Raw genomic sequence first — 16769 nt, 5'->3', positions numbered from 1 at the left:
TGTGGTGCTGCGGGAGACGGGCCTGCGGTTGCCGGGCGCCCGGCAACCGGACGACGCCGTCGTCGCCCACCTGCCCGGACGCGCGGCAGCAGCTGCCGACCGTGCGGAACCCTCCGAGGATGACGAGGCGGACGACGATGACGAGGCGGACGACGGCCTCGGCGAACGGCCCTAGGGACCCCTGCGCGTCGAGTGCGGCCACCGGGACTGCGACGGCGACCCGCTCCCGCTCCGTGCACCGCCGCCATGGCTGCACGCATGCTGGCGCCTGTGGCCCCCACGATATCCCCGTCCGGGTTGTCCTCCTCCACGGTCCCGCAAAACCCTCGGTGTGAGGACCGCCTCCAAGGACCCGAACCGGCTTTCTTCCACTCCATGCCGCCAAAGAGAAAAGCAGTTAGGCGGTGCCGTCCAGCGTGGCCAGCGTTGCCGTGGCGAACCCGCCGGCCGAGGCGGTCCAGCGCCCCAGCAAGCCCTGGAGGTCCTCGCCGTCGGCGCGGTGCGCGGCCACGGAATCCTCCACCGTCGACAGGAGGGCGGTGCGCAGCTCGGTGTTGAAATTGACCTTGCCCACACCCAGCTCCGGGGCCGCGGCCAGGTCCTTGGCGGGAATCCCGGAGGCGCCGTGCAGCACCAGCGGCACCGCCGAAACGGCCGAAATCTCCTTCATCAGATTCCAGCGCAGGGCCGGGGCGCCCCTGTACTTGCCGTGCACATTGCCCACGGCCACGGCCAGCAGCTGTGCGCCGGTGCGGGCCACAAAGTCAGCCACCTGGGCGGCGTCGGTCAGCCCGGCCGCCGCCTGCTCCGCGGCGTCCAGGGCGAAGGCTTTGTCCTCGTCGCCGGCGAGGCCGCCGAGTTCGGCCTCGAGCACGATGTCCTCGCCCACCAGGGCGCGGACGGCGCGGACCAGCGCGATGTTCTCCTCGTAGGGCAGGGCCGAGCCATCGGCCAGGACGGCGTCGGCACCGGCGGCCACCGCGGCCGCGATCACGTCCAGGTTGGACGCGTGGTCCAGCTGGACGCAGACCGGGACCGCGGCGTTGTCGGCCAACGAGCGCAGGGCGGCGATGAGCCGGCGGCCATTGGGCGTGGCAGCCGTCTTGGGCGCGACGTTGAGGACGACGCTCTGGCCAGCGGATTCGGCCGCCGCCACCACGGCCAGCGCGGTGCTGAAGTCGTAGCAGGTGAAGGCCGGCACGGCGCCGCCGCGGGCCAATGCCTTGGCAGCGAGATCGTTCATGCGTGCTCTCATGAGTGGGCCAACCCGCCCACCAGGATCCAGGCCACGTAGGTGAGGGCAAAGCCGGCCACGCCCAGCACAGTGGTGAGCACCGTCCAGGTCTTCAGGCCGTCGGCCACGGTGAGTCCGTAGTACCGGACCACCACCCAGAAGCCGGCGTCTGTGACATGCGAGAGGCCCAGCGAGCCAAAGCCGATTGCAATGACGATCACGGCGATCTGTGCCGGCGTGTAGCCGCCGCCCGCGACGGCGGCGGAGAGCAGGCCGGTGGTGGTCACGATGGCGACAGTGGCCGATCCCTGCGCGGCACGCAGTGCCAGCGAGATGATGAAGCCCAGCAGCAGAATGGGCAGGCCCAGCTGGTCGAGTGTTTCCGACAGTGCCGTGCCGATGCCGCTGACCTGCAGCACCTGGCCGAAGATCCCGCCGCCGGCGACGATCATCAGGATCGAGGCGATCGGAGGCATGGCACTTTCGAAGATTTCGCCCGTTTCCTTCATGGACCAGCCGCGGCGGACCGCGAGCAGGACGAAGGACAGTCCGACGGCGAACAACAGGGCAAAGAACGGGTTGCCGATGAAGGCGCAGACGCCGTACCAGGGGTTGGCCTTGTCCAGGACCAGTGTTCCCGCGGTGCCGAGCAGGATCAGCACGATCGGGGCGGCGATCAGGGTGATAATCAGGGCCGGGCGCGGCGGAGCCATGGTGCCGCGGTGCGAGGCAACGAGGGTGTCCGGGTTGCCGAACTCTTCGATCTGCGCCTTGACGGAAGGCAGCAGCTCGTAGTCGCGGCGGTTCAGGATGCTCGCCACCCAGTAGGAGAGGAAGCCCAGCGGGACGCAGATGGACAGGGAAATCATCGCGATCAGGCCGATGTCGGCGCCCATGACGCCGGCGCCGGCAACAACGCCGGGGTGCGGCGGCACTGCCACGTGGATGGCCAGCATGATGCCCGCCATCGGCAGACCGAACTTCACCGGGTGGACCTTGGCGATCTTGGCGAAGGCATAGACGATCGGCACCAGGACGATGACGCCGACCTCGAAGAAGACCGGAATGGCGACCAGGAAGCCGACCAGCGTCAATGCGATGGCCACGCGGCTGGCGCCGAGCTTGGCCGTAAAGTGGTCCGCCAGCGACTGGACGCCGCCGGAGACCTCGATCATCCGGCCCAGGATGGCGCCGAGGGCGATCAGCAGCGCGACCTTGCCCATGGTGCCGCCGACGCCGTTGGCCACCACGGTGAAGATGTCCTTGAGCGGAATCGTGGAGGCGACGGCCACCATGATGCTGACGGCCAGCAGGGCCACGAAGGCCTGGATCTTGAAACGGATGATCATGACCAGCAGCAACGCCACACCCGCGGCGGCGATGGCCAGCAGCAACGGCGTCCCCAACGCCATGGCCGGCTTGATGGGTGCGGCATCGGCTGCCGCCAGCATCAAGGGATTAATGAGCTCAATCATGGTGTCGCAGTCTCCTTTGACGTAACGATGCTAGGCCGGGATCAGGCCGTGGTGCGCTTGGCGGGGGCAACGACCTTGATGACGGCGGAGTCATCGGCGGCGGCCAGTCCCTGGGCCTGGCCCAGCAGGAAGAGCTGCTCGGCGGCGGCGGCCACCGGCGCGGCCAGGCCGGCGGCACGGGCGGCCTTGCCGACGATGCCCATGTCCTTGACGAAGATGTCCAGGCGGCTGAGCACCTCGGCGCCGTCCTCGGTGTAGGCCTGCAGGATGCGTGGGCCGCGGTTGGAGAGCATGAAGGATCCGGCGGCGCCGGCCTCCAGCGCGGCCAGTGTCTTGGCCTGGTCGAGCCCGAGGGCGTCGGCCAGTGCCAGTGCCTCGGCGGCGGCGGCGATGTGGACGCCGCAGAGCAGCTGGTTGACGGTTTTCAGCGCCTGCCCGTCGCCGGGCTTGTCGCCAACGATGGACAGCGTGGAGGCCAGCAGCTCCAGCACCGGGCGGGACTGGGCCAGCACGGCGTCGGAGGCGCCGACGACGATCAGCAGGTCGCCTTCGCCGGCGCGGACGGGGCCGCCGGAGAGCGGAGCATCCACCAGTTCGACGCCGTACTCGGCCAGCCGGGCAACGGTGCCGCCAATGGCCTCGGTGCCCACGGTGCTGGTCAGGATCACCACCGAGCCCTTGGCCAGGGCTGGGGCCACGCCGTTGTCGCCGAAGAGCACGTCGTTGAGCTGCTCGCCATTGCGGACGGCCAGCAGCAGGGCGTCGGTGCCCTGGACGGCGGCACGGGCCGAGTCAAAGGTGCGCACGCCGGCCTCGCGGGCCAGCTCCAGGCGGGCGGGGGCAATGTCGAAGCCGTGCACGGTGAGCTTCGTGGCCAGCCGGGTGGCCATCGGCAGGCCCATGGCGCCCAGGCCGAGGACGGTGACGGTGTAGTTGTTGGACATGGGAATTCTCCTTGGAAGGAAGGCCGCCCCGGCGGGAAGGCGGGGGTGGACGGGGGTGGGGGAGGAAGGCTAGAAGGTGCTGCTGAGCTTGCGCGTCACGGCGGCCAGCGACTGGTCGTCGCCCACGTTGCCGGCGAAGACGATGTACGGGATGCCCGCCGCGGGGCCGTCCACCGGCTCCCAGAGGGAGACGATGCCCGGCAGCATGGGGCCGCGGACAATGGCGTGGCGGATCTGCAGGCCGTGGGCCGCCACATCGGAGGAGGTGATGCCGCCCTTGGCGATGACAAAGCGCGGCGGGAAGGTCTTCAACGTCCGGTTCACCACGGCGACGACGGCGGCGGAGACGGTGCGGGCAATCTCCAGGCTCTGTGCGGCGTCGTCGGTTTTGATTAGCAGGCGGCTGGTGTGCACAATGGCGTCGCCATCGTGCAGGGCCTCCACCACCTGGTCGACGGTGCGGTCCAGGTAGGCCGCGGCGCCGGCGCCCAGCAGCTGCTCCACGTCGATCTCCACGATCCGGGCCGCGCTGTGCGCCGCGGTGAGGGCCGCCAGCTGGCGGGTGGTCACGCCTACGTGCGAGCCGACAACGATCAGCCCACCGTGGGACGACGGCGTGTGGCCGGCCGCGGGGTAGATTTCCTCCGGCGCCAGTTCCGCGTGGATTTCCTGGCCGATGCGGGCCCGGACAAACGGCGGGCCGACGCGGTAGAGCAGCTTCTTGCCGCGCTTTTCGGCTTCCTCCAGGCCCAGGGCCAAGATGCGCAGATCGTTCTCCGTCACCACATCCACCACGATCGGGGTGGAGTCCACGGCGGCGTCGACGGCGTCGGCGATCGCCTGGGCGCCCTCCTCGGCCGTGCCGGCGCGGATGGTGTCCAGGTCCAGCACGATCACGTCGGCGGCCTGGAACCGGCCGGCGGACTTCTCCTGGACGTACTCGGCCAGGGCGGAATGCTTGTACCCGAAGCTGGCATCCCGGGCGAACTCGGTCTCGGCCACGGGGACCAGGGTGCCGCCGTCGGCGCGGGTGTAGTGCACGCCGCCGATGGTGATCCGGCCGGCGTCGGGGAACGCCGGAACGATGACGACGCCGTCGGTGGACTCCCCGGCCACGGCCATGATGGTGGCCGCCATGGTGTCCGGCTCCAGCGGGTAGTGGCCGCGCAGGGTGGAATCGCTGCGGCTGACAAAGCCCAGCGTGGTGCCGGATTCCTTGGCCGCCGCCAGGGCGCTGGTGACGATCTCCACGTTGCGGGCGGCCGCTTCGTCAGGGTCAAGGCTGCGGGTGTTGGTCAGCACGTAGACAGCGCGGGCCTGCTCGCCGCCGATGCGGTGGGCAAAGGCCCAGCGGAAATCCTCGGTGTCCCAACGGGTGAGCACCGGCAGGTTCGCCACGGACTGCGTGCCCGTCGGGTCGTCGTCGAGCACCACCAGCACACGCGCCGACACGGCGACGGCGGCTGCTACGGTTCCGGCCGGGACCTGGACTTCGGCTGGAAAGCCGGCAAGAACATCAGCTTCAAGGATCATTGGGCACCTCTTCGTGGTCGAACGATACATATGTAAGATGTCTGACATTTTACATTTGAATGATAGTGTGACAGGACACAGCGGATTAATGCAAACGCGGCCTGCGGCGCCCGGCGTTCGGGCCGGATCCAGAGCCCTGCCGGGCGGGGAAAGCGGCACGTAAACTGGTCAAGCCACGGTGCAAAGAGCCGCAAGAGGGGGAATCATGGCACGCAAATCGCTGGTCGGTGTTGTTGCCGATGAGCTTCTGGACAGGATCGTCGCCGGCGAGTTCCCGCCGGGTTCAAGTGTTCCGGGGGAGCTGGAGCTCAGTGCGCGGCACGAGGTCAGCCGCATGACTGTCCGCGAGGCCATGAAGACCCTTGAGGCCCAGCGCATCCTCAGCGTTGAACGGGGCCGCGGAACCTTCGTCAACCCGCTCAACCGCTGGGCCTCTCTCGAGGCGGTCCTGCGGGCGGCGTCGGAGGGGACGAACGATGCCGCGGCGGCCATCCAGCTGATCGAGTTGCGCCGGATGCTGGAAACCGGCGCCTGCGAATTGGCGGCGGCGCGGATCTCAGCGGGCGATCTCCTGCTCCTGGCCCAGCACCTCGACGCGATGCGCGCGGCCCACCGGGAGAACGACGTGGCGGGGTTTGTCGCCGGGGATCTGGCCTTCCACGACGTGATCCTGCATGCCTCGGGCAATGTGTTCGTCGCGGTGCTCTTCGAGCCCCTGCACCGCGTGCTGGAAACGCGCCGCGCGCAGACCTCGGCCGTTGCCGATATCCAGGACCACGCCATCGGCATGCACGCCGCGATCCTCTCCGCCCTCGAGTCCGGGGACCCGGAAGCGGCCAGGATCGCCATGGACAACCACATGACCCAGACCCTGGACGACCTCAAGAGCTACGTGCTGAAGCTGGGCGCCTGACGCCCGCCTGGCCTTAAACGCCAACCAGGGCGCGGCAACTGCACGGAATCCCGGGATTCCGTGCAGTTGCCGCGCCCTGGTTGGGCCGGCCCAGTTGGGGGGGGTGTTAGAGCACGCGGGAGAGGAATTCGCGGGTGCGGTGGTGTTGGGGGTTGGCGATGATCTCGCGTGGGTTCCCGGACTCGACCACGACGCCGCCGTCCATGAACGTCAGGGTGTCCCCGACCTCGCGGGCGAAGCCGATCTCGTGGGTGACCACGATCATCGTCATGCCCGATTTCGCGAGGTCCTTCATCACGTTCAGCACGTCCCCGACGAGTTCGGGGTCCAGGGCGGAGGTCGGTTCGTCGAAGAGCATCAGTTCCGGTTCCATGGCCAGGGCGCGGGCGATCGCGACGCGCTGCTGCTGCCCGCCGGAGAGCTGGGACGGGTAGTGGTTCGCCCGGTCCGCCAGCCCGACCCGGTCCAGCAGGTCCAGGGCCGCGGTGCGCGCGGCGTTCCGGGACTGGCGCTTGACCTGGGTGGGGGCCTCCATGATGTTCGCAAGCGCGGTCTTGTGCGGGAACAGGTTGAAGCGTTGGAAGACCATGCCGATTTCCCGGCGCTGGGCCGCGATGGCCTTCGTGGACAAATCGTGCAGGCGCCCGTTGGCTTCCTTGTAGCCGATCAGGTCCTCCCGGACGTAGATCCGGCCCGCGGAGATCGTCTCGAGCAGGTTCACGCAGCGCAGCAGCGTGGACTTCCCCGACCCGGAGGGGCCGATGATCACCGAGACCTCGCCCGGGTTGATGGCCATGTCGATGCCGCGCAGCACGTGGTGCTCGCCGAAGAACTTGTGCACGCCCTCGATCCGCACCAGCGGGGCGGTCCCGGTGCCGGGGGTGGTGCCTGTGGCGGTGGGGGTCATGACGGGGTGCCGCCTTTCCTGCTCGGGGCCGCGGGGGCCGGGTCTACCGGGGCGGCGGGGTGGTGGGCGTGGGCGAGGGCCGCGGCGACGGCGGCGGGTTGGACGGGGGCCTTGGTGAGGTTGTCCACGCCCTTGCCGAAGTGGCGTTCGATGTAGAACTGGCCGACCATCAGCACCGAGGTGATGACCAGGTACCAGAACGCGGCCACGATCAGCAGCGGGATGGGCTGGTAGATGCGGTTCGCGATCGTGTTCGTCACGAACGTCAGGTCGTAGGTGAAGGGCACGGCCAGGACCAGGGAGGTGGTTTTGAGCATGCCGATGGTTTCGTTGCCGGTCGGGGGCACGATGACGCGCATCGCCTGGGGCAGGATGATGCGCCACATGACCTTGGACCTGCGCATGCCCAGGGCCTCGGCGGCCTCCATCTGGCCGCTGTCCACGGATTTGAGGCCGGCGCGGAAGATCTCGGCAAGGTAGGCGGACTCGTTCAGGCCCAGGCCCACGATCGCCCCGACGAGGGCGGTGATGACGGTGTCGGTGTCCACGGCGAACCACTCGGGGCCGAACGGGACCCCGAGGGCGATCTTGGGGTACAGGGTGGAGACCAGGCCCCAGAAGACGAGCTGGGTGTAGACGGGGGTGCCGCGGAAGAACCAGACCCAGGCCCAGGAGACCCAGCGGAAGAGCGGGTTCTCGGATTGGCGCATGAAGGCCAGCAGGATCGCCAGGGAGATCGCGATGGCCATCGAGGTGATCGTCAACAGCAGGGTCCAGCCGATGCCCTGGATGACGAGGGTGTCCAGGACGTAGGCGCCCACGAGGTCCCAGTGGAAGCGCGGGTTGGTGACCAGGGACTGGGCCACGACGGCCAGGACGAGGATGATGAGCGCGGCCGCGACCCACCGGCCCGGATGCCGGACCGGAACCGCATTGATGCGTTCCACCCCGCCATCCCGGCCGGTGTCGGCCCTGCGCGTGGCGGACTGGCTCAACTTGACGCTGCCGGGTTGAGCTCGGACTTGGCGATGCCACCGTCCGCGTTGTTCCAGGCCGCAAGGATCTTGCCGTAGGTGCCGTCGGTGATGAGCTTGTTCATGACCTTGGTGATGAGCTCGGCCAGCGCGGTGTCGTCCTTGGCGACGATGATGCCCTGTGGGGCCGCGTCGTAGACCTTGCCCAGGGTCTCCAGCTTGTCGCCGGTCTGGGAGAGGGCGTAACCGATGATCGGCGAGTCGGCGCTCATGGCGTCGATGCTGCCGTTGACCAGGCGGGTGGTGACGTCGGTCTGGTTCTTCAGCGTGACGATGTTGATGGCGGGCTTGCCGGCGTCGGTGCAGGCCTTGGAGCGGCCTGAGACGTCCGGATCCTCTTCCACGGTTCCGGTCTGCACGCCCACGGACTTGCCGCAGATGTCATCGAGGTTGATGTTCTTCGGGTTGCCCTTCTGCACGGCCCACAGGACACCGGCGTTGAAGTACGTGACCATGTTCACGGCCTTCAGGCGTTCCGGGTTGACCGTGAAGGAGGAGATGCCCAGGTCGTACTTGGTGCCCAGCGCCGGAATGATGCCGGTGAACTCGGCGGTCTGCACCTTCGCCTTCATGCCCAACGTTGCCGCGATGGCCTTGGCGAAGTCGACGTCGTAGCCGACGGCCGTCTGTCCGTCGGCACCGAGGAACTCGGCCGGGGCGTAGGAGGTGTCCGAGCCGACCGTGATGGTGTCCTTGCCCTTGAGCGAGTCCGGCAGCATCGCGGCCAGCGCATCATCCTTGGCCACGGAGGCGGGGTCAAAGGTTGCAGCGCCGGAGGAGCCGGAGTTGCCGCCCGTCTGGGATGCGTTGGTGCAGCCGGTCAGCGCCAGTGCGGCGATGGCGGCGACGGCTGCCAAACGAACACTCAGTTTGGTTGAGAGAGGCATTTTTTACCCTTTGTGTCATGGGACGGTGCAAGTTACTAGGTAATTAGTGTACGACCACTTGTGATGTGCATCACGGTAAACAGTGTTTCACTATTGGACAACTTTACCGGGGGATGCGCAAGGGCTTTCGCGGTGCTTGTGTCCGAAATTCCAGACAGCTCCGCGGTGGTGGCCGGTTCGCCGGTTTTTTGGGGTGCTGCCTAGGCGTGCAGGCCCAGTGCCTGCAGCATGGGCCGGAACTTGGCCCACGTCTCCGCCAGCTCGGCTGCCGGGTCGGAGGCCTCCACGATGCCCGCCCCGGCGTACAGCCGGACGGTGTGTGGATCTTCCACGACGGCCCCGCGCAGGGCGATGCCCCACTCGCCGTTCCCGGCGCCGTCCAGCCAGCCGACGGGGCCGGCGTACGGGCCGCGGTCCATCCGTTCGAGCTCAAGGATCAGCTCCCCGGCGGCCTCGCGCGGGGTGCCGCAGACGGCGGCGGTGGGGTGCAGCGCCTCGACCAGTGCCAATGAGGTGGGCAGGTGGGAGCCGGTGCGGGCGAGCTCGGCGCTGACATCGCTGGCCAGATGCCACACATTGGGCAGTTCCAGGATGAAGGGCTCCGCGGGCACGCTGAGGTCCGTGGCAAACGGGGCCAGCTGGCGCGTCAGCGAGCGGACGGCGAAATCATGCTCCTGGCGCTGCTTGGCCGACCCGGCCAGGACGTCGTGCGCAAAGTTGGTGGCGCCGTCGGGGGCGTCGTTGCGGTCCAGCGTGCCGGCCAGCACCCGGGCCTGGGCGCGGGTGCCCTCGACCTTGATCAGCATTTCCGGCGTGGCGCCCACCAGCGGGCCCACCCCGTACGTCCAGCACTCGCTGTAGCGCTCGGCCAAGGTCCGCAGGATGGCGCTGCGCGAGACGGGTGCCTCGAACCGGGCCACGACGTCGCGGGCCAGCACCACCTTGTCCAGCCCCGAGGAGGCAATGGCGCGCACGCCGGCCGCCACGGAGTCCATCCATTCGGCCTCGCTGAGCGAGCCGGTGTCCAGCCGCGTTCCGTTGCCGTTGCCGTCCCAGTGCCGGGACGACGTCGTTGACGGTGCCACCGGTGCCACCGGTGCCGGCGGTTCAGCGGCCGGCGTGGCGGATGCCGCGGCCAGCAGTTCCGCCAGCTCGCGGTGCGCCGACGCGGCGGTGGGCCGGGTGGAATCCATGCTGAGCTGGGTCAGCCAGAGGCCGCCGTCGCGCCGGCCCAGCACCAGCCGGGGGACCACCAGTTCGGAGGGGTGGGTGGAGGTCTTGGAGAAGGCAAAGCTGCCAAAGGCCAGCGGGCCCGTGCCCGGAATCCCGGTGGGGCCGGTGGAGGATGCCCCGGCCAGCAGCGCCTTCCACCAGTCCTCGGCGTCGGAGAAGCGGTCCGGCCCCGTGCCGTGAAAGCGCGCCACCTCGCCGAAGGCCACCAGGCCCTCGCCGCGGCGGATCCAGCAAAGCGCCCCGGGGATGTGCAGGAAATCGGCCAGGGCTGTGGAATGGAATTCCCCCAGCGCGCCGGCATCGAGGGCCGTGGTCAGGGTGGTCAGGGACGCAGTCATGATGATCCAAGATTACTCCGCGGGCCATGCTCCGGCCCGCAGGGGGCAGGCAGTCCCCGATGGGAAGGTCCAGGGAAGGCCCGGCAGGCGTCCCGGGACAAAGTTTGAGACACTTAACCGGTGAACCGTGCATCGTTGGAGAAGCGTCCGGAAGAAGTTGCCGCAATGTTTGACGACGTTGCGCCCAAATACGACATCGTCAATGACATTTTGTCCATGGGGCAGACCCGCCGCTGGCGCAAGATAGTGGTGGAGGCCGTCGGCGCCCTCCCCGGCCAGCGCGTCCTTGACCTGGCTGCGGGAACCGGCACCTCCTCCGAGCCGTACGCCGACGCCGGCATTTCCGTGGTGGCCTGCGATTTCTCCGTGGGCATGCTCAAGGTGGGCAAGCGCCGCCGCCCGGACATCGACTTCATCGCCGGCGACGCCACCAACCTGCCGTTCGCGGACAACAGCTTCGATGCCAGTACCATTTCCTTCGGCCTGCGCAACGTCACCGACGCCAAGAAGGGCCTGGCGGAGATGCTGCGCGTCACCAAGCCCGGCGGCAAGCTGGTGGTGGCCGAGTTCTCGCACCCCACCGTCCCGCTGTGGCGGACCATGTACACCGAGTACCTGATGCGCGCCCTGCCCGCCATCGCCACCAAGGTGGCCTCGAACCCGGATGCCTACGTCTACCTGGCCGAGTCCATCCGGGCCTGGCCGGACCAGGACCACCTCTCCGCCTGGCTCACCGAGGCCGGCTGGGAGGGCGTGGCCTACCGCAACCTCAGCGGCGGCATCGTGGCCATCCACCGGGCCACCAAGCCGCTGGCGCCCGTCCATGAAGTGCCTGCAGGTTCCCAGGGCACGGCCGCCGCCACCAAGCGCCGGAAGATCACGCGGGCCAAGAGCTAAATGAAGGTTCTCATTGTTGGTGCCGGCCCCGCCGGTTCCACGGCGGCCTACCACCTGGCCCGGGCCGGGATCGAGGTCACGGTCCTGGAAAAGACGGCGTTCCCGCGCGAAAAGGTGTGCGGCGACGGCCTGACGCCGCGTGCCGTCCGGGAGATCCAGAAGCTTGGCCTGCCGCACGAGGAGGCCGAGGGCTGGCGGCGCAACAAGGGCCTGCGGCTGAAGGCCGGCGGGCGCACCGTCGAGGTGCCCTGGCCCGAACTCAGCGACTTCCCGGACTACGGACTTATCCGCACCCGGCTGGGCTTCGACGAGGCCCTGGCCCGGCACGCCCAGGCCGCGGGCGCCGTCGTGCTTGAACGGCACAGCGTGAACGCCGCCGTGGCCGACGTCACCGGCCGCGTCACCGGCGTAACCACTGCGCTGCTGGACGACGCCGGCAAGAAGACGGGCGAGAGCCGCACCTTTTCCGCCGACGTGGTGCTGGCCGCCGACGGCAACTCCACCCGCACCGCCGTCTCGCTGGGCCTGCACAAGCGCGACGACCGTCCGCTGGGCGTGGCCTACCGGACCTACTTCACCAGCCCCCGCCACCAGGACGACTGGATGGAGGGCTGGCTGGAATTGCCGGACAGGAACGGCAACCCGCTGCCGGGCTACGGCTGGGTGTTCGGCGTGGGCGACGGCACCTCCAATGTGGGCCTGGGCATCCTGAACTCCTCCAAGGAGTTCGGCAAGCTGGACTACCGCCAAGTGCTGCGCGACTGGACCGCGGGCATGCCCGCCGAATGGGGCTTCACCCCGGAGAACCAGGTGGGCGAGATCCGCGGCGCTGCGCTTCCGATGGGCTTCAACCGGACACCGCACTACTCGCCCGGGCTCCTGCTGCTCGGCGACGCCGGCGGCATGGTGAGCCCGTTCAACGGCGAGGGCATCTCCTACGCGATGGAATCGGCCCGCTTTGCGGCCGAATTCATCGACCGCGCGGCCGGGGCCAACTCCACGCTGGCGGCGGACCATGCACTCTCCAGCTACAGCGGCTACATCCGGGACCAATGGGGCAGCCACTTCACCCTGGGCCGGGTGTTCGCCCAGCTGATCGGCAAGCCGGCGATCATGAAACTGGCGCTGCGCACCGGCATGCCGGTGCCGCTGTTGATGCGTTTTGTGGTCCGGATGATGGCCAACCTCACGGACAACGGCGGGCGCGGATTCGAGGACCGGGTTCTCGCGCTGCTGGAAAAACTGGTCCCCGCCACCACAAATCAGGGCCGATCCGCGGCAAATGAGCAACATTCCCCTTCAATAGTTAGTGTTAAGCAGTGACTACTTCCGCAGACCACAGCTGGACCCACGCCGGGCACGGCCTGCCAGACTCCGCCGAGCCTGATCCAACCACCATGGCCATCGCCACAGCATTGAAGCTCCCCAAGGGGTTTGCCGCCATTGCCGAGGACGATGACCTGGGCCCCGCCATCTCGATGAGCCTGGCCAAGGTGGAGAAGCAGCTGCGCGAGGCCATTGCCAACTCCGATCCGCTGGCCGACGCCACGAGCCGCCATCTGGTGGAAGCCGGGGGCAAGCGGATCCGTCCGCTGCTGACCCTGCTGGCCGCCCACCTGGGCGACGCCACCCGTGCAGAGGTGATCCAGGCCGCCGTCGTGGTGGAACTGACCCACCTGGCCACGCTGTACCACGACGACGTCATGGACTCCGCGCCGTTCCGCCGCGGGGCACCCACGGCCCATGAGGTCTGGGGCAACAGCGTTGCCATCCTCACCGGCGACCTGATCTTCGCCCGAGCCTCCATCCTCGTCTCCGAGCTCGGCGGCGAGGCCCTGGGCATCCAGGCGCGCACCTTCGAGCGGCTGTGCCTGGGCCAGCTGCACGAGACGGTGGGCCCGCGTCCGGACGAGGATCCGGTGGAGCACTACCTCTCCGTCATCGCGGACAAGACCGGGTCCCTGGTGGCCGCCTCCGGCCAGCTGGGTGCGATCTTTGCCGGCGCGAGCCGCGAGTTCCAGAACGTGCTGCTGCAGTACGGCGAAAAGGTGGGCGTTGCCTTCCAGCTCGCCGACGACGTCATTGACGTCACCGGTGCGAAGGTCAAATCCGGCAAGTCCCCGGGCACCGACCTGCGCGAGGGTGTCCCCACGCTGCCCGTACTGCTGCTGCGCAAGGCCGCCGCCGCCGGCGACGCCTCCGCGGCGGAGGTGCTGGCGCTGGTGGACGGCGACCTGGCCGGCGACGACGCCCTGGCCGAGGCCGTGGCCGCGCTGCGTTCCCACCCCGTGACCGCCGAGTCCTGGACCGTGGCCCGCCAGTGGGCCGACGACGCCGTCGCCGCGCTGGATCCGCTGCCCGAGGGCGTGGTGAAGACGGCGCTGAGCGCCTTCGCCCTCGCCGTCGTCTCCCGCGACGTCTAACCCGACCCAAGCAAAACAGCGACGGCGCGTCCCCCACCTCGGGGACGCGCCGTCGCTGTGTCTGCCGTGCCGCTGCCTGTGCCTGACCTCCGCCGGTCCTGCAGCCCGCCGGCCCTGCAGCCCGCCGGCCCTGCAGCCCGGGATTTTTCCGGCGGCTGCAGCACCTGGCCGCAAGCGGCCTCGTGCTGCTTGACGTTCGCCTACAAAAATCCCGGGCTTCCGGGCCACCCGCCCCGGCCTATCGGCCGCGGGCGCCTCGGCCGATAGGCCGGGGCCCGCCGGGGTGGCGGGCTTGGATTTTTCGTAGGCGGCGTAAAAGGACGCAGGCCGCCTGCGGCCGTCGCGGCCCTAGCCGCCGGAAAAATCCAAGACTGCCGGCCGACGCTGTAGACGAGGAGGGGGGTCAGTCGTCTTCGGAGAAGGAGAAGTCCAGGAGGTCCAGGACGAATTCGCTGAAGGTGCCTTCTTCGCTCACCCAGGTGCCGCGGGCATTGTTCCTCCGCCACACGATGGGGTCCGGCACATCCAGCTGGTCCACCTTCATGCCCCAGGTGTATTCCTCTTCCTCATCCTCCAGGAAGCACAGGAAACCGTCCTGGACCTCCAGCTCGTCCGGATCCCAGAAGAAGTGGTACGCCTCCATCAGCTCCTCGCAACCGCCCACGGCATGCAGGAATTCGCGCAGCACCAGCGGGACTGGGAAGGGGTGTTCGGCCAGGGCTTCGTTAAGGTCGTCCAGCGGCAGGCCGTCCGATTCCTGCCATGGCTCGTCCAGGTACAACGGCACCAGGCCGCGGAACTTCTCCAGGAAAATATCGCTCATTCGTCTCTCCAGAAATCGGTGGCGGATCTGTTGTCAATCCTAGCCGTGGCGTGTGTCGTTACGGTCACTGCCCCTGGGCCGCCACGGCCTGGGCTGCCAGCTGCGGGCGGCCAGCGGGGCATGCCAGCCGAACTCCAGGCTCAGCATCCGGAAGGCAAAGACGCCCGCCGCCACCACAGTGCCGGTGGCCAGGTTCAGCACATCCAAGTGCCACAGCAGCGCGGTCAGCCCGGCGCCGAAAAACGCGGGGATGGCGTACAGGTCCTTGGGGTCGAACAGTCGGGGCACCTTGTTGGCCGTGATGTCGCGCAGGATGCCGCCGCCCACCGCCGTGGTGACGCCGAGCAGGATGGCCGCTACCGGGTTCATGCCGGCGCCCAGGGCCTTGAGCGTGCCGGTAATGCAGAACAGGGCCAGCCCGCCGGCGTCGAACGCCAGCAGCAGGCGCCCGCCGCGCTCGGCGTACCGGGGCAGCAGATAGACCAGCAGTGCGGCCGTGAGCGGGGCCAGCAGGTAGACGGGGTGCTGGAACGACGCCGGGACGCCGTCGTTGATGATGACGTCGCGGACCACACCGCCGCCCAGGCCCACCATGGAGCCCAGCAGCAGCGACCCGACCAGGTCGAAGCCCTTCCGGGCCGCCAGCAGGGAACCTGAGACGGCAAAGAAGAAAACGCCCAGCAGGTCAAGGGCCAGGGCGATGTCAAAGGTCATGAAGGGTCTCCGTGCTGGGGCCGCAAAAGTGTACATTCCAGCGTACGCGGGCGTGTGCGCCGTGGGGCCGCCGGAGCGGGGCATTCGCTGGTCTGTGCCTATGACTACGCCCACACCGGGCGGGTGCCGAGGGACATCGGCGAGGGCAGCGCGGCGGCCGGAGGGTGTAACCTACACCACTCCGGCAGGCTGGACTAATGATATGCATCACATTTCGGCAGTCCGAAATTGGAGACACATTACTGGCAGGTAGCGTGAAAAATGGGCGGCCCGAGCGATAGGCTCAAGGCGGTTTGGTCGCTCTGGGGGAGGGCCGGATGCATGGTATCCAGATGCAACGTGGCATCTCTTATTGGGAAGGCAGGGCGCCAATGGCTGGGGCATTCGAAATCGTGAGGGAATCAGGGAACTCGTTCCGTTTCCGGCTGACGGGCAGTGATGGATCCATCGTTGCCGTGTCGCCGGAGTTCCCCAATATCAAGGCAGTGGTCGCCGGGATCAATGCTGTCCGTGAAAATGCTGCGACAGGATTCATTGTGGATCGGACCAGCAGCCCCGGCCACTCCACCTAAAGTCCGCACCGGGCAGGTCCCGGCGTGGCCGCCGATCGCGGCGTTGTATGACGCGCAGGGCCCGGACGGCGGCACGAAGCGCATACGCTGTCGCCATGCCAAATCCAGTCCTCATCGCCTGTGCCCACGGAACCAACAACGCCGACGGCCGGGCGCGCATCAACCAGGTCCGCGCGGAGATTGCCGCGCTGCGGCCGGGTCTGGATGTGCTGGAAGCCTATGTGGACGTCCAGGATCCTGCATTGCCCGACGTCGTCGGCTCGCTGCCCGAGGGGGCGGCCGCCGTCGTGGTTCCGCTGCTGCTGTCCGTGGGCTACCACGTGCGTGTCGACATCGCCGAGGCCGTCGCCTCCCGGCCCGGGCTGCTCGCGGCCGATCCTCTGGGACCTGACCCCAGGCTCGCCCGGCTGCTCCATGAGCGGCTGGGCACCCTGGGCGGTTCGGCCGTGACCGGGGAGGAGTGGGGGATAGTGCTGGCCGCCGCCGGGTCCTCCAACCCCGAGGCGGCCGGCAGCGTGGAGGCCCTTGCCGAAGATCTGCGGGGCCTGCGGAGCGAACCGGTGCTGGCCGGCTACGGCGCCAGTGCCCAGCCGTCGGTGCCCGACGCCGTGGCGGCACTGCGGGAGCGCGGGTGCACCCACGTTGCCATTGCCTCGTACCTGCTGGCCCCGGGCTATTTCCACGACCAGCTGGGCCTGGCCGGGGCGGATCTGGTGTCGGCGCCGCTGCTGCCGTCCCCGCTCATGGCCGAGCTGGCGCTGGAGCGGTTCGACGCAGCCGTCGGCTGAGGCCCGGTCCGCTTCCTGCGGCATGATGCATGCGGCACGCCTGGGCTGCACAGC

The 16769-nt window shown here is 68.7% G+C and carries 17 protein-coding genes; 7 read left to right on the top strand and 10 right to left on the bottom strand.

The window, feature by feature from the left end:
* The first annotated feature begins 4 nt into the window (after positions 1 to 4).
* Entirely contained in the window at positions 5 to 175 is a 171-nt protein-coding gene (locus ACQCSX_RS11560) for a hypothetical protein (RefSeq protein ID WP_427015468.1), read from the top strand.
* A 222-nt stretch (positions 176 to 397) separates the two neighbouring features.
* Here the strand turns inward: ACQCSX_RS11560 and ACQCSX_RS11555 are convergent, their stop codons facing one another.
* The 4 genes from ACQCSX_RS11555 to ACQCSX_RS11540 form a co-directional block, all read right to left on the bottom strand.
* Positions 398 to 1255 (bottom strand): class II fructose-bisphosphate aldolase, encoded by an 858-nt coding sequence (locus tag ACQCSX_RS11555; RefSeq protein ID WP_427015467.1) that lies wholly within the window; start codon positions 1253 to 1255, stop codon positions 398 to 400.
* Entirely contained in the window at positions 1252 to 2709 is a 1458-nt protein-coding gene (locus ACQCSX_RS11550) for a GntP family transporter (protein WP_427015466.1), read from the bottom strand. Before ACQCSX_RS11550 ends, ACQCSX_RS11555 begins: the two co-directional genes overlap by 4 nt.
* A gap of 41 nt (positions 2710 to 2750) precedes the next feature.
* The gene (locus ACQCSX_RS11545) at positions 2751 to 3653 is read right to left on the bottom strand and encodes an NAD(P)-dependent oxidoreductase (protein ID WP_427015465.1); all 903 of its coding nucleotides are present in this window, start codon (positions 3651 to 3653) and stop codon (positions 2751 to 2753) included.
* A gap of 69 nt (positions 3654 to 3722) precedes the next feature.
* The gene (locus tag ACQCSX_RS11540; protein WP_427015464.1) at positions 3723 to 5186 is read right to left on the bottom strand and encodes a four-carbon acid sugar kinase family protein; all 1464 of its coding nucleotides are present in this window, start codon (positions 5184 to 5186) and stop codon (positions 3723 to 3725) included.
* Positions 5187 to 5391: 205 nt separating this feature from the next.
* On the opposite strand from ACQCSX_RS11540, the gene ACQCSX_RS11535 reads away from it, so the two are divergent.
* Complete coding sequence (locus tag ACQCSX_RS11535) at positions 5392 to 6099, top strand: FadR/GntR family transcriptional regulator (RefSeq protein WP_427015463.1); 708 nt, start codon at positions 5392 to 5394, stop codon at positions 6097 to 6099.
* A 106-nt stretch (positions 6100 to 6205) separates the two neighbouring features.
* Here ACQCSX_RS11535 and ACQCSX_RS11530 read toward each other — a convergent pair whose 3' ends face one another.
* The 4 genes from ACQCSX_RS11530 to ACQCSX_RS11515 form a co-directional block, all read right to left on the bottom strand.
* Positions 6206 to 7006: an amino acid ABC transporter ATP-binding protein gene (locus ACQCSX_RS11530; protein WP_427015462.1), complete on the bottom strand. Its 801-nt coding sequence runs from the start codon at positions 7004 to 7006 to the stop codon at positions 6206 to 6208.
* The gene (locus ACQCSX_RS11525) at positions 7003 to 7953 is read right to left on the bottom strand and encodes an amino acid ABC transporter permease (RefSeq protein ID WP_427015461.1); all 951 of its coding nucleotides are present in this window, start codon (positions 7951 to 7953) and stop codon (positions 7003 to 7005) included. The genes ACQCSX_RS11530 and ACQCSX_RS11525 overlap by 4 nt, the downstream gene beginning before the upstream one ends.
* Before the next feature lie 44 nt (positions 7954 to 7997).
* Complete coding sequence (locus ACQCSX_RS11520; RefSeq protein WP_427015460.1) at positions 7998 to 8927, bottom strand: ABC transporter substrate-binding protein; 930 nt, start codon at positions 8925 to 8927, stop codon at positions 7998 to 8000.
* A 200-nt stretch (positions 8928 to 9127) separates the two neighbouring features.
* Entirely contained in the window at positions 9128 to 10498 is a 1371-nt protein-coding gene (locus tag ACQCSX_RS11515) for an isochorismate synthase (RefSeq protein WP_427015459.1), read from the bottom strand.
* Between the two features lie 120 nt (positions 10499 to 10618).
* Here ACQCSX_RS11515 and ACQCSX_RS11510 point away from each other — a divergent pair, with 120 nt between their 5' ends.
* From ACQCSX_RS11510 to ACQCSX_RS11500, 3 genes are read left to right on the top strand one after another with little or no spacing between them, the layout of a single operon-like run.
* Positions 10619 to 11395, top strand: a complete 777-nt coding sequence (locus ACQCSX_RS11510; RefSeq protein ID WP_427015458.1) for a demethylmenaquinone methyltransferase — start codon at positions 10619 to 10621, stop codon at positions 11393 to 11395.
* Entirely contained in the window at positions 11396 to 12718 is a 1323-nt protein-coding gene (locus tag ACQCSX_RS11505) for a geranylgeranyl reductase family protein (protein ID WP_427015457.1), read from the top strand.
* Positions 12715 to 13818 (top strand): polyprenyl synthetase family protein, encoded by a 1104-nt coding sequence (locus ACQCSX_RS11500; RefSeq protein WP_427015456.1) that lies wholly within the window; start codon positions 12715 to 12717, stop codon positions 13816 to 13818. Before ACQCSX_RS11505 ends, ACQCSX_RS11500 begins: the two co-directional genes overlap by 4 nt.
* Before the next feature lie 403 nt (positions 13819 to 14221).
* Here the strand turns inward: ACQCSX_RS11500 and ACQCSX_RS11495 are convergent, their stop codons facing one another.
* On the bottom strand, positions 14222 to 14641 hold the full coding sequence (locus tag ACQCSX_RS11495; RefSeq protein ID WP_427015455.1) for a hypothetical protein: 420 nt from the start codon (positions 14639 to 14641) through the stop codon (positions 14222 to 14224).
* Between the two features lie 39 nt (positions 14642 to 14680).
* Positions 14681 to 15355 carry a trimeric intracellular cation channel family protein gene (locus ACQCSX_RS11490; protein ID WP_427015454.1) on the bottom strand — a complete coding sequence of 225 codons (675 nt, stop codon included), beginning with the start codon at positions 15353 to 15355 and terminating at the stop codon, positions 14681 to 14683.
* 317 nt (positions 15356 to 15672) lie between these two features.
* Here ACQCSX_RS11490 and ACQCSX_RS11485 point away from each other — a divergent pair, with 317 nt between their 5' ends.
* Together ACQCSX_RS11485 and ACQCSX_RS11480 are read left to right on the top strand one after the other, a co-directional pair.
* Positions 15673 to 15927: a YegP family protein gene (locus ACQCSX_RS11485; RefSeq protein ID WP_427015453.1), complete on the top strand. Its 255-nt coding sequence runs from the start codon at positions 15673 to 15675 to the stop codon at positions 15925 to 15927.
* A gap of 95 nt (positions 15928 to 16022) precedes the next feature.
* Entirely contained in the window at positions 16023 to 16715 is a 693-nt protein-coding gene (locus ACQCSX_RS11480) for a sirohydrochlorin chelatase (RefSeq protein WP_427015452.1), read from the top strand.
* Positions 16716 to 16769: the final 54 nt, after the last annotated feature.

Origin of the sequence: Pseudarthrobacter sp. P1 (assembly GCF_050156935.1) — a bacterium.
Taxonomy (GTDB): Bacteria; Actinomycetota; Actinomycetes; order Actinomycetales; family Micrococcaceae; genus Specibacter.
Note: the sequence above shows the minus strand (reverse complement) of the source record. Positions and strands in the feature narration are given on the sequence as shown.

Bases quoted from the DNA above. Each gene is read 5' to 3' on its own strand.
- ACQCSX_RS11555 (WP_427015467.1), bottom strand. From the start codon at position 1,255: ATGAGAGCACGCATGAACGATCTCGCTGCCAAGGCATTGGCCCGCGGC.
- ACQCSX_RS11550 (WP_427015466.1), bottom strand. From the start codon at position 2,709: ATGATTGAGCTCATTAATCCCTTGATGCTGGCGGCAGCCGATGCCGCA.
- ACQCSX_RS11545 (WP_427015465.1), bottom strand. From the start codon at position 3,653: ATGTCCAACAACTACACCGTCACCGTCCTCGGCCTGGGCGCCATGGGC.
- ACQCSX_RS11540 (WP_427015464.1), bottom strand. From the start codon at position 5,186: ATGATCCTTGAAGCTGATGTTCTTGCCGGCTTTCCAGCCGAAGTCCAG.
- ACQCSX_RS11535 (WP_427015463.1), top strand. From the start codon at position 5,392: ATGGCACGCAAATCGCTGGTCGGTGTTGTTGCCGATGAGCTTCTGGAC.
- ACQCSX_RS11530 (WP_427015462.1), bottom strand. From the start codon at position 7,006: ATGACCCCCACCGCCACAGGCACCACCCCCGGCACCGGGACCGCCCCG.
- ACQCSX_RS11520 (WP_427015460.1), bottom strand. From the start codon at position 8,927: ATGCCTCTCTCAACCAAACTGAGTGTTCGTTTGGCAGCCGTCGCCGCC.
- ACQCSX_RS11515 (WP_427015459.1), bottom strand. From the start codon at position 10,498: ATGACTGCGTCCCTGACCACCCTGACCACGGCCCTCGATGCCGGCGCG.
- ACQCSX_RS11505 (WP_427015457.1), top strand. From the start codon at position 11,396: ATGAAGGTTCTCATTGTTGGTGCCGGCCCCGCCGGTTCCACGGCGGCC.
- ACQCSX_RS11495 (WP_427015455.1), bottom strand. From the start codon at position 14,641: ATGAGCGATATTTTCCTGGAGAAGTTCCGCGGCCTGGTGCCGTTGTAC.
- ACQCSX_RS11490 (WP_427015454.1), bottom strand. From the start codon at position 15,355: ATGACCTTTGACATCGCCCTGGCCCTTGACCTGCTGGGCGTTTTCTTC.
- ACQCSX_RS11485 (WP_427015453.1), top strand. From the start codon at position 15,673: ATGCATGGTATCCAGATGCAACGTGGCATCTCTTATTGGGAAGGCAGG.
- ACQCSX_RS11480 (WP_427015452.1), top strand. From the start codon at position 16,023: ATGCCAAATCCAGTCCTCATCGCCTGTGCCCACGGAACCAACAACGCC.